The sequence below is a fragment of the uncultured Anaerococcus sp. genome (assembly GCF_963510575.1).
Taxonomy (GTDB): domain Bacteria; phylum Bacillota; class Clostridia; order Tissierellales; family Peptoniphilaceae; genus Anaerococcus.
In genome coordinates this window covers 1-11,432 of sequence record NZ_CAUPFR010000053.1, presented here as the reverse complement: position 1 = coordinate 11,432, position 11,432 = coordinate 1, and the positions used below count along the sequence as shown (strand labels likewise).

At 31.6% G+C, this 11,432-nt stretch carries 13 protein-coding genes and 1 pseudogene; 1 reads left to right on the top strand and 13 read right to left on the bottom strand.

The window, feature by feature from the left end; genetic code table 11:
* The 6 genes from RQ907_RS05270 to efp all read right to left on the bottom strand — a co-directional run.
* On the bottom strand, window positions 1-423 hold a 423-nt coding region (locus RQ907_RS05270; protein ID WP_311492336.1), incomplete at its 3' end, for a polyprenyl synthetase family protein.
* Window positions 416-601 carry an exodeoxyribonuclease VII small subunit gene (gene xseB, locus RQ907_RS05265; protein ID WP_311492335.1) on the bottom strand — a complete coding sequence of 62 codons (186 nt, stop codon included), beginning with the start codon at window positions 599-601 and terminating at the stop codon, window positions 416-418. The genes xseB and RQ907_RS05270, both read right to left, overlap by 8 nt.
* Entirely contained in the window at window positions 594-1,778 is a 1,185-nt protein-coding gene (gene xseA / locus RQ907_RS05260; protein WP_311492334.1) for an exodeoxyribonuclease VII large subunit, read from the bottom strand. The genes xseB and xseA overlap by 8 nt, the downstream gene beginning before the upstream one ends.
* On the bottom strand, window positions 1,775-2,161 hold the full coding sequence (locus tag RQ907_RS05255) for a transcription antitermination factor NusB (RefSeq protein ID WP_311492333.1): 387 nt from the start codon (window positions 2,159-2,161) through the stop codon (window positions 1,775-1,777). Before RQ907_RS05255 ends, xseA begins: the two co-directional genes overlap by 4 nt.
* Window positions 2,161-2,490, bottom strand: coding sequence for an Asp23/Gls24 family envelope stress response protein (locus RQ907_RS05250; RefSeq protein WP_311492332.1), 330 nt, complete (start codon window positions 2,488-2,490; stop codon window positions 2,161-2,163). The genes RQ907_RS05255 and RQ907_RS05250 overlap by 1 nt, the downstream gene beginning before the upstream one ends.
* A gap of 9 nt (window positions 2,491-2,499) precedes the next feature.
* Entirely contained in the window at window positions 2,500-3,057 is a 558-nt protein-coding gene (efp, locus tag RQ907_RS05245; RefSeq protein ID WP_037327619.1) for an elongation factor P, read from the bottom strand.
* Window positions 3,058-3,210: 153 nt separating this feature from the next.
* Here efp and RQ907_RS05240 point away from each other — a divergent pair, with 153 nt between their 5' ends.
* Window positions 3,211-4,377 carry a nucleotidyltransferase family protein gene (locus RQ907_RS05240; protein ID WP_311492331.1) on the top strand — a complete coding sequence of 389 codons (1,167 nt, stop codon included), beginning with the start codon at window positions 3,211-3,213 and terminating at the stop codon, window positions 4,375-4,377.
* Between the two features lie 12 nt (window positions 4,378-4,389).
* On the opposite strand, the gene RQ907_RS05235 is transcribed toward RQ907_RS05240, so the two are convergent.
* The 7 genes and pseudogenes from RQ907_RS05235 to RQ907_RS05205 form a co-directional block, all read right to left on the bottom strand.
* Window positions 4,390-4,875: an ATPase gene (locus RQ907_RS05235; protein WP_311492330.1), complete on the bottom strand. Its 486-nt coding sequence runs from the start codon at window positions 4,873-4,875 to the stop codon at window positions 4,390-4,392.
* Window positions 4,876-4,883: 8 nt separating this feature from the next.
* Window positions 4,884-5,366: a pantetheine-phosphate adenylyltransferase gene (coaD, locus tag RQ907_RS05230; RefSeq protein ID WP_311492329.1), complete on the bottom strand. Its 483-nt coding sequence runs from the start codon at window positions 5,364-5,366 to the stop codon at window positions 4,884-4,886.
* A complete protein-coding gene (rsmD, locus tag RQ907_RS05225) occupies window positions 5,363-5,905 on the bottom strand; it encodes a 16S rRNA (guanine(966)-N(2))-methyltransferase RsmD (RefSeq protein WP_311492328.1) in 543 nt (180 codons plus the stop codon). The genes coaD and rsmD overlap by 4 nt, the downstream gene beginning before the upstream one ends.
* The gene (locus RQ907_RS05220) at window positions 5,905-7,932 is read right to left on the bottom strand and encodes an ATP-dependent DNA helicase RecG (protein ID WP_311492327.1); all 2,028 of its coding nucleotides are present in this window, start codon (window positions 7,930-7,932) and stop codon (window positions 5,905-5,907) included. The genes rsmD and RQ907_RS05220 overlap by 1 nt, the downstream gene beginning before the upstream one ends.
* Window positions 7,889-9,457 (bottom strand): DAK2 domain-containing protein, encoded by a 1,569-nt coding sequence (locus RQ907_RS05215; RefSeq protein WP_311492326.1) that lies wholly within the window; start codon window positions 9,455-9,457, stop codon window positions 7,889-7,891. Before RQ907_RS05215 ends, RQ907_RS05220 begins: the two co-directional genes overlap by 44 nt.
* A 7-nt stretch (window positions 9,458-9,464) precedes the next feature.
* The gene (locus RQ907_RS05210) at window positions 9,465-9,818 is read right to left on the bottom strand and encodes an Asp23/Gls24 family envelope stress response protein (RefSeq protein ID WP_311492325.1); all 354 of its coding nucleotides are present in this window, start codon (window positions 9,816-9,818) and stop codon (window positions 9,465-9,467) included.
* A 187-nt stretch (window positions 9,819-10,005) separates the two neighbouring features.
* Window positions 10,006-11,432: pseudogene (locus RQ907_RS05205) on the bottom strand (thiamine pyrophosphate-dependent enzyme); the annotation flags it as partial.

Genomic DNA, 11,432 nt, shown 5'->3' with positions numbered 1-11,432 from the left:
TATGTATGCCCCAGCTTTTGCATAAACAGGATTTTTTTTTGCTAAATCAATAAGTATTAGGCAAGCCTCATTTAAAAGAGCATCACCAGTAAGGATTCCCATATCTTCTCCAAACTTTTTATGAACACTCTCCTGGCCCCTCCTATAATCATCATTGTCCATGGCCGGCAAATCATCATGGACTAAGGAATAAGCGTGGATAAATTCCAGTGCTAAGGCTATCATATAATCATCAGAATTAAGTTCTTTTGAAAACATTTTCTTAGTTTCCAAGTACAAAAAGGCCCTTATCCTTTTTCCACCATCGCAAGCATAAAGCATAGCTTTTTCTAAATTGTTTTTTGGCTTATAGTAGGAACTAACTTTCTTATCAATAATGTTTTTATTTTCAATGATTCTGTTTAAAAATATTTCATTATTCATCCTCATTTATAATCTCCACCTTAGCCTTATACTCTTCTAGTTTTCCTTCAAGGTCTTTGTACAACTTTTTAGCCTGATCATAAAGCTTTATCGATTCGTCCAAATTGTCTTTATTATTCTCGATTTTTTCTAAAATTTCCTCTATTGTCTTATATTGGTCTTCAAAAGATTTATCCATCTATAATCCTTGCCTTTACAATTCCATCACTAAATACCAATTCAACCTTATCACCATAGCATAAGTTATGGGCTGAATATACAACCTTATCTCCAAACTTTATTTCGATTTGATTTTTCCTAATATCTATCAGTTTTTTTGTGTATTTAAACTTATTTTCAAGATTTTTAAGTCTAGACTCATTGAAAGAAAAAACTTTTTCCATAGTTTTATAAAAATCTCGCTTTAGTGATTCTAATTCTTCCAGCTTTTTATTTATTGACTTAGCTGCAGATAAATTTTCCATTTTAGATTCCAAAAATTTCATTTTAAGATAATTCTTCTCTAAATTGGTTTTTATTGATGCTCTTGCTTTAGAAAACTTATCCTGTATGTATTTTTCATAATCTATATAATCAGCAATAAGGTAGCTACCAGCCTCGGTTGGGGTTTGAAGGCTCAAATCACTTGTATAGTCAATTAAAGTGGTGTCTATATTGTGACCTATAGCTGAAATAATAGGAGTTTTGGCCTGATAAACTGCCTCTATTATTTTTCTTTGGCTAAAACTTGATAGATCTTCGTTGGATCCCCCACCTCTAGTTATTACAATAACATCAAGTTTTAGCCTATCCAACCTGTTTATTGCATCTGAAATCAATGCTTCTGCATCATTGCCCTGAACCTTTACAGGTGCAAGGAAAATATGTATGTCATTCGCCTTGCTATTTATCATGGCAATAAAATCCATTATAGCCGCTCCGTCTTTTGAAGTAATTAAGCCTATTTTTTTAACAAGTTTTGGTATAGGTTTTTTATTCTCCCTATCAAAGTATCCTTTAGTCTTAAATTCCTCTTGCATCTTAAGAAATTCTTTATACTTTTCAGAAAGGCCTACATCTTCAATTTCATTTGCAACTATTATTAGCTTTGACGAGTAATTATTAAAAGAAAGGTTGCCCCTGATAATAACTTGCTTACCAGGGTTAAAGTCGAAACTTATGTCCTTATCTTCATAATAATAGATTACAGCGTCTATGATATCATTTTCTTCTTTTAACGAAAAATAAAGGTGGTAATTATTGACCCTAACATTGCAAAGTTCTCCAGTTAAATTTACTCTTTGAAAAATAGGGTCATGTTTAATATTTGATTTTATATACTCATTAAATTGCTTTACGCTTAATGGTTTTCTCATTTATTATCTTTTCTAACAATGTTGCCTAGAATCAAATTTACTACCTTGTAGTCATCTTCTGATGAAAATTTTTTTGCCAAATTTACAGCCTCGTTAATAGAAACTGACACAGGTATAGCTAAAAAATAGATTTCATTTATTGATAAGTAAATAATAGACTTGACCACCCTACTTAGCTTAGGCATACCCTTTGGTATATTCGCCTGTAGTTTTTTATCAATTTCTTCATAATTATTTTTGTATGACTTAATTGAATCTACAATAAAGCTTTCATCATCACTTATTTCGTGGTTGGCCAATATTTCCTTATAATCTTGAATTTCATTAATTGTATCTTGATAAATGAGTTTAAATACCCATTCCCTTTGGTCAGTTCTTTTCATTAGATTTCTAGTTTGTTTATATTTATATTTACTCTGCTAACAATCAAGCCAGTCATAGTTTCTACTACATTTTTCACATTTTCTTGAATTTTCTTAACAGTTTTTCTAACGTTCACATTCTTATCTAGAGAAAGGTCTAAATCTATAACTAAGTTGCCACCAACATTTTTTATAGATGATTTTGTTGCCTTTGATGCTAAAGAATGAATAAAACCATCATCGGTATTATCTTCATAGACACCATAGACGTCATTAGCAGCTTGGATGGCTATTTGATCTAAGACCTCATCAGCAATTTTTACTGAACCGTCCTTGAAATTACTTGACATTTACAACTCCTAAACTCTTGATAGGTACTCACCACTTCTTGTATCAATTTTAATTACATCACCTTCGTTTACAAATATTGGTACGTTTATTACTGCTCCAGTTTCTACTGTAGCTGGTTTTGTAACGTTAGTAGCAGTATCTCCCTTAACACCTGGTTCTGTTTTTACTACTTGAAGTTCAACAAAGTTTTGTGGGTCAATTGAGAATGGCTTTCCTTGGTAAAATTTGATTAGAACTGTATCATTTTCTCTTACATAGATGATAGCGTCCTTAACATTGTCTTCTTCAATACCGATTTGTTCAAAACTTTCTGGGTCCATAAAGTAATATAATTGACCATCATTGTATAAATATTGCATTTCTTTTGTAGAAATAACAGCATTCTCAAATTTTTCACTTGGATTGAAAGTTACATCTTTTGCACCGCCATTCATAACTGATCTTATTTTAGCTCTTACAAAAGCAGCTCCCTTACCTGGTTTTACGTGTTGGAAATCTACTACTTGATATACATCATTATCGTAAACGAATGTTACACCTTTTCTTAAATCATTTGCTGAAATCATAATTCCTCCTAGTTGATATTTCATTAATTATTATACCATAATCACACATAGAATGAAAATTTTATTCATAATTATAATAAAATTTTTAAGTATATTTTTTACAATGACTATAAGCAATAAAGTTAGTATAATAATAAATAATAAGGAGTTATCATGAAAACTTTAGGAATTATTTCTGAATTTAATCCATTTCATAACGGACATAAATATCTACTAGACAAAGCTAAAAAAAATCTAAACACAGATGTAAATATTTCTATTATGAGTGGTGACTTTGTTCAGAGAGGCGAAGCTAGCATAATGGATAAATTTACTAGGGCACAAACCGCTATAGATGCTGGTTTTGACCTTGTAGTTGAAATACCTTCCTTTGTTAGCTTACAGGCCGCGGAATTCTTTGCTTTTAAATCAGTATCGATTTTAGATAAAATGAATGTGGATTATCTTGTCTTTGGGATTGAGAATATAGATAGCATCAATTTTATTAATCAAAGTAGAATAATAATTGAAAATCAAAATGAGATTGACAATAAAATAAAAAAACTACTTAAAGACGGTCTCTCCTATCCAAAAGCTTATAATATCTCACTATTGGATTTTGTAGACAATGACTTTATTTCATCCAATAATGTTCTAGCCTTAGAGTATATAAGAGCTATCAAAAAATTAAATTCTAAAATTGAACCTTATCCAATAAAAAGAATTAAAAGCTTAAATAAAGATCAATTTATAAATGACGAAAACTTCGCATCATCAACAGCTATTAGGAATAATTTATTTAGTGACATTAATAAGTTAATGCCAAGCTTTTCCTATGAAAATCTTATGGAATTTCAAAAAAAATTTAATTCTATAAACGAAAATGATTTATATGCCTATTTCAGGTATAAGATTCTTATAGAAAAAGCTCCTATGACAAAAATTTTAGGTTATGAGGTAGGGATTGATAACTTCCTTGCAAGACTAGCAGAAGCAAATATTTCTTATGACTCTTTTCTAAATCAGGCCACTTCGCAAAGATATACCAGGTCTAGGATAAAAAGATTAGTCTTAAATTATCTTTTAAATAATACAACTGAATTAAATGGTATTGATATTTCTTTTATTAAGGTACTGGCATATAGACAAAGAGCTATAGATCTTTTTAAGGATTTTTCAAATAAACTAGACATAATCATAAGTAAAAAAAATATAAGCAAATTAAATGGGGAAAATTTACTAATTTATAATAAAATAGTTGAGGCCTCAAATCTTTATAGTCTCTGCATAAACCGTGATTTTAACATTGATTTTACCCACAATAATAGACCTATCGGATGATAGGTCTAATTTTTACTTGTTTTCTAAAATTTTATTTTTATTCTGTTCAAGCTGTTGAGCAAGTTTACTAAAGTTTGCTGCTGATCCTGTAAATAATCTATCAACATAGTCATAAGACTGTTGCCTAATATTTTTTGCTTCAGCAACAGCTTCTTGTAATATTCTATCTGCTTCTTTTCTAGCTTGTTGAGTAAGTTCATGCTCGCTAACCATCTTTTGGAATTGGCTTTTTGCTTGTTCTTTGAAATTTTTTATCTCTCCCTCAGCTTGACTTAATCTATTGTCAGCTTCAGCAGTTGCTTCAGATAAAATTCTTTCTTTTTCATCTGTTACCCATTGTGCTTGTTTAATTTCTTCTGGTAGAGAATCTTTCATCTCGTTTAATATTTCATAAATCTCATCTGGATCTACAGCAATTTTCTTAGAAAAAGGTACAGAGCTTGCCTCGTCCATTATATCTTCCATCTCAAGAATAAGATCAGTAATTTTGTTTGCCATTTTTCCTCCTAATAATTAAATTTTTCTTTAATTTTCTTTTCAACACTTGGGCTTACAAAGGTTGAAACATCACCTCTAAATGCAGCTATTTCCCTAACACCACTTGAACTTACAAATGAATAAGAAGAATTGCTCAAAAGAAATATTGTCTCAAGCCCTTCATAAAGGGTCGAATTTACTCTAGCAATATCTTTTTCATATTCATAATCAGTCACACCTCTGAGTCCTCTAGCTATAAGTTTTATACCTTGTTCTTTGGCAAAATTAACTAGCATGCCATCAAAGGAATGAATAGAAATGTTAGATAAATTTTCTTCTTCAACCGCTTCACTTATTATATCTTCCCTTTCCGATACAGTAAAAAGCGATTTTTTATTTTCGTTATTTAATATAGCAACAATCACTTCATCAAACATCTGACTTAATCTTTTGATAATGTCCATATGGCCCTTAGTTAGGGGATCGAAGCTACCTGGGTATATCACTTTCATTTTTTATAAAATTTAATATATTTCCTTCCGTAAGACTTATCCTTTAAAATATGTAAGTCATATTTATCTGAAAAATCCAAATCCATGCTTGATTCAGTAATAACTATACCGTCTTCATTTAATAAGTCATATTCCATAATAAGATTCAATGACTTATCAATAAAATCTGTTTCATAAGGAGGGTCTAGAAAAATATAGTCAAATTTAACTTCTTTATTAGCAAGTTCTTTTAAACACCTTAAAAAATCTTGTTTTGAGGTAATCGCCCCAGACCTATCGATTTTATCTAAATTTTGATTTAATATAGAAAAGTTCGAATAATTTTTTTCATTAAAATGAACTTTTTTTGCCCCTCTTGAAAGGAATTCTATCCCCATCTGACCTGTACCTGCAAACAAGTCTAAAGCAGTAAAATCTGCCTTGTATGGAAAAAGCATATCAAATACAGCTTCCTTGACTTTATTATCAGTAGGTCTAGATGTTTTTGATTTGGGGCTTAATAAATTAAATCCCTTGTATTTTCCCGCTACTACTTTCATCAGTTTAAAATAATATCCTTATCTTCATTAAAATAATTTTTTATAAATTCCAAATTTACACCCTTATAAAAATTTTCCTTCAAATAATCAAATATTTCAAATGTTTTATCAGTTTCAGCTTCAGACATATTTAGATATTCTATCTCCGATAAGTTTTTTCCGTGTTGAATTAAAGATAATATCTTGCCTCCACCTCTCAGTTCATAATCTTTTTGAGATATGACAAAACCATCATTAGAATCAACCAATATTTTAAGCTTACTATTCGGATTGGTATCTTTACTAACCAAATAACAATATGACTCGTATTGGCCTCTGCCAACCCTACCTCTTAATTGATGGAGCTGGGATAAACCGAAGTTATTTGAATTATAAATAACCATAGTATTTGCATTGGCTACATCAATACCTACTTCTATAATCGTAGTAGAAATCAAAATATCAATCTCATGATTATTAAACTTTGTTAAAATTTCCTCTTTAAGGTTGGACTTTAGTTTCCCATGAAGTTTCTCAACCTTGTAGGATTTAAAAATTTTCTTATATTTATTATAAAGATTTTCTATAGAATTTGTATCTTCAGCATCTATATTTGTCGTTACGACGTAGACTTGTCTACCTTCACCAAGACTCTTTTTTATATTTTCAAAAAGAATTTCTTGGTGGTCTTCACTTATCAGCCTAGTAAAAACTTCTGCCCTTCCCTTGGGAAGTTCATTAATAATACTTAAATCAAGCATTTTATTTATTCTAAGACTTAGGGTTCTTGGAATTGGTGTTGCAGTCATTGTCAAGTAATTAGTGTTAATACCTTTTTTAGCTAACTCTTGTCTTTGCCTTACTCCAAACCTATGTTGTTCATCATTAACAACTAACCTTAAATTTTTAAACTCAACATCTTCTTCTATAAGCGCGTGGGTGCCAACAACTATATCAACACTTCCATTTTTGAGAACTTCTTTAATATCTTCCTTGTTTTTTGTCGAACCAGTCAAAAGTTCAAACCTAATGCCAAACCCACTAATAAAGTCCCTATATTTTTCGTATTGTTGAATAGCAAGGACTTCGGTTGGTACCATCATGGCTGATTGGTAAGAATTTAAAGCAAAAACCACCATAGTAAGCATAGCTACAATAGTCTTACCTGAGCCCACATCTCCTATTAAAAGTCTATTCATAGAAATAGATTTACCTGAATCTTCAAGTATTTCTTTTAACGATTTTAATTGGGAATTTGTAAGATTAAAAGTCAATCTTGCTAGAATTTTATTTATATCATATTGTAAATTTATGTTTTGCTTTGTTCTTTGAAGCTTACCAACATAATCTAGAAATATCAATTCCTTAAGCAAGTCAAAAATTTTTATATCAGACTTAGCCTTGAACAAGGTTTCCAAATCAGTTGGAAAATGAACCTCATTTAAAGCCTTCTCCCTATCCATTATATTAAATTTTTTCTTTAAATCACCAGATAAAATTTCTTCCCTAGGGTCAAATTCTTTTAAGGCCTCTTTAATAAATGAATTTAAGTTTTTTTGACTTATGCCAGCCGTCAAAGGATAAATAGAAAAAATTCTACCTATAGTATCACCATCAAGATCTTCAAAAACAGGATTAATAGCTTCATAGTAGCCATTTTTAAAATCTACTTTGGCGTAAAATTTATAAGTTTGGTTCAGTTTTATCTTTCTTATAGAATATCTGTCATTGAACCAAACAACCCTAATTTTATTATATTCGCCTTCTGCGAAATACATATAAGATATGGTAGTATTTTTGACCTTTTTAACATAGGCTTTTGAAATCGACTTCCATTCAAAATAATAAAACCTACTTGAACTTGCCTTTAAAACACTTGTTTTATGGCGCCTATCCTCATATTCTCTTGGATAATAAGTATATAAATCATTTATCGAATATATATCTAGTTTTGCCAGGGATTTGGCCTTTTTCGGACCAATTCCCTTAAGGCTAGTTACTTCCCTATTCAAGGGTAGCTTGGTAATAATATACAGGCTGACCGCCATAGACTAATTCAACATCAATATCCTTATATTCTTTAGAAAGCTTTTTAACAAGGTCTTTTGCCTTCCTCTTGTCGGCATCTTCGCCATAATATATAGTTATCAACGAAATATCATCATCATTATCTATAGCAATTTCTATAGCTTCTTTGGCAGTTACCTCTATATCTGGATAAGTTGCTACTATTTTTCCGTCTAAGATACCAATATAATCATCTTTTTTTATTTCGATATTATTTACACTAGTATCCCTAATAGAAATAGATACTTCTACTGTATGCATGTCAGCAATAGCATCTGTCATGTTTTCTATATTTTCTTCTAAATCTTCTTCTTCATCAAATTCTAACATAGCTGTGAAAGTCTCAGGTATAGATTTTGTTCCTAAAACCATGGCGTTTTTATCTGTTAGGTCACAAGCCTGCTTAGAAGACATAATTATATTTTTATTGTTTGGGAAAATGATAATATTTTCTGCAGGAATTTCTTCGATATTCTTATAAATATCCTCAGTAGAAGGATTCATAGTTTGGCCACCTGATATAATCCTATCTATATTCATAGACTTCAAAATTTCATCAAATCCCTCACCCCTAGATACTGCAATAAAACCATATTTTTTTAGGTTTTCTTCTTTATTCTCAGAATTTTCAACATCTGGATTTGTATTTTCAATTTCAAGCTTAACAAGTATGCCATCAACCAAAATCTTTGAAATAATTTGCTGTGGGTGTTCAGAACGTGCCTCAGCCTTTAAATGGCCATCCTTAAACTCATAATCAAAGCTTGTTGATAATGAATCTATAGAATCGCTTATGTTTTCAAACTCAGCTTCTTTTATTAAAAGTTCAAATTTAATCTTATAGGATCCCTCTTCTACATTTTCATTAGAAGATAAGTCAATATCCCTATCTATTTCTCCGTTAAGAGCGTTAAGAGCGCCTCTTAGGAGGAACATAAGGCCTTGACCACCTGAATCAACAACTCCAGCTTCCTTAAGAACTGGAAGCTGTTTTGGTGTATTATCAAGAGCTTTTTGACCCTCCGCTATGATTTCAACTAAGTAATCATCTAAATCCTTATTTTCATCATAGGCCTCTTCTGCTTTTTCAGCCATCATCCTTGCAACAGTAAGAATAGTTCCTTCTGTAGGTTGCATTACGGCTTTATAAGCTGTCTTTGCGGCGTTTTTGAAAATATCCCTAACTTCTAAAGCGCCAATTTCATCCTTACCCTTAAGAGTTTTTGACATACCCCTAACAAGCTGAGATAAGATAACGCCCGAGTTACCTCTTGCACCCATGAGAGTTCCTTGACTTAAGGCTTTGGCTATTTCCTCAACACTTAAACCACTAGTTTGATTAACCTTATCAACTCCAGATTTCATGGTCATATTCATATTTGTACCTGTATCCCCATCTGGAACAGGAAATACATTCAATTCGTCAACAAGCGACTTATTCTCTTCTAAATATTTATAGGCTCCAATGACCATCTGTTGGAGCTTACTTGCATCAATTACTTTCATAATTCTCCTATCTATTGATTCCTTGAACATAGATATTCACTTCTGAAACATTAACATTCAAAGATTTTTCAATATTATATTTAACATTTTCGATTATATTTTGACAAACTACAGGTATTCTAATTCCATATTCTAAAAATAATGAAATATAAACAGCAACTGTACCATTATCCCTTCTTATAACCTCAACGCCTCTTTGCATATTATTAACTCCAAGAAGCTTATAAATTCCATCCTTAGCGGATCTGGAAGCAAGTCCTACAACCCCATAAGATTGCATAACACTTGCAACAGCTATGTTTGCTATTACAGAATCATCGATTGTTATTTTTCCTAAATTATTTACATATCTAATTGCCATAATACCTCCAATGTGTATTAAAAGTAAATATTCGTTTTACATTATTATACCATAAATTTATGAAGCTGATAATTTATTGTCATAAATAAGAAATTCACCTTAACTATAAAAAAAATTTTTATAAATATTATGTATTTTTGCAAAGAAAAAAATCGCCATTTAATGACGATTTTTTTCATCTATAATATTATTTATTTGCTAATTTTTTGTAAGATTCATATCTTTCCTTTGCAGCTTTTTCAGCTTCTTGGTAAAGAGCATCAGCTGTTTCTGGGAATGATCTCTTTAGTGATGAGTATCTTACTTCGCCTTGGATAAATTCTTGGAATGATCCAGTTGGTTCTTTAGAATCAAGTTGGAATGGATTCTTACCTTGTTCAGCAAGTCTTGGGTCGAATCTCCATAAGTGCCAGTAACCAGCTTCTACAGCTTGTTTTTCTCTATATTGAGATTTACCCATACCAATTCTGATACCATGGTTGATACATGGAGCATAAGCGATAACTATTGATGGTCCATCATAGCTTTCAGCTTCTTTAATAGCTTTTAGAGTTTGGTTTTGGTTTGCACCCATAGCTACTTGTGCTACATATACGTAACCATAAGAAGTCATCATTAGACCAAGGTCTTTCTTTCTTACCTTCTTACCAGATGCAGCGAATTGTGCTACTGCTGATAATGGTGTAGATTTAGAAGATTGTCCACCTGTGTTAGAGTAAACTTCTGTATCGAATACGAAGATATTGATATTTTCACCACTTGCTAGTACGTGATCAACACCACCAAATCCGATATCATAGCTCCATCCGTCACCCCCGAAGATCCATACTGAGTTTTTACTCATGTAGTCTTATAGTTTAAGGATATTGTTTAGATATTTCTTAGCGTCTTCGCCTTCAACTTCTTCTTTTACATTTAAGATAGCAGCTGTTGCTTCTTTAGAAGCTTTAACGTCATCTTTTCCTTCTAACCAAGCTTTGAATGGTTCATTATATTGAGAATCAAGACCTAGTTCTAGGAACTTAGCCATGTTGTCTTCTAGTAAATGAGTATTTGCTTCTGCTGCAAGTTTCATACCATATCCGTATTCAGCAGCATCTTCGAATAATGAGTTACCCCAAGCTGGACCCTTACCTGTTGCAAGGTTCTTTGTATATGACATAGCTGGTGCAGATGCTCCCCAAATTGATGAACAACCTGTTGCGTTTGCGATATACATTCTATCACCAAATAATTGAGTGATTAATTTAGCATATGGAGTTTCACCACAACCTGCACATGCGCCAGAGAATTCGAATAATGGTTGTTTGAATTGGCTTCCCTTTAATGTCATGTCATCCATAACATCTTCTTTGTAGCCAACAACTTCATGTGCATATGTCCAATGATCTTTTTCTTTTTCTACTTCTTCTTCGAAAGGTTTCATTAGAAGAGCTTTCTTTGGAGCTGGACATACATCAGCACAGTTACCACAACCTGTACAGTCTAGTGGAGATACTTGAATTCTGAATCCGTATCCATCCATACCCTTGCCGATAGCTTTCTTTGTATCAAAACCTTCAGGTGCATTAGCCTTTTCTTCTTCAGTTACTAAGAATGGTCTAATTACAGCGT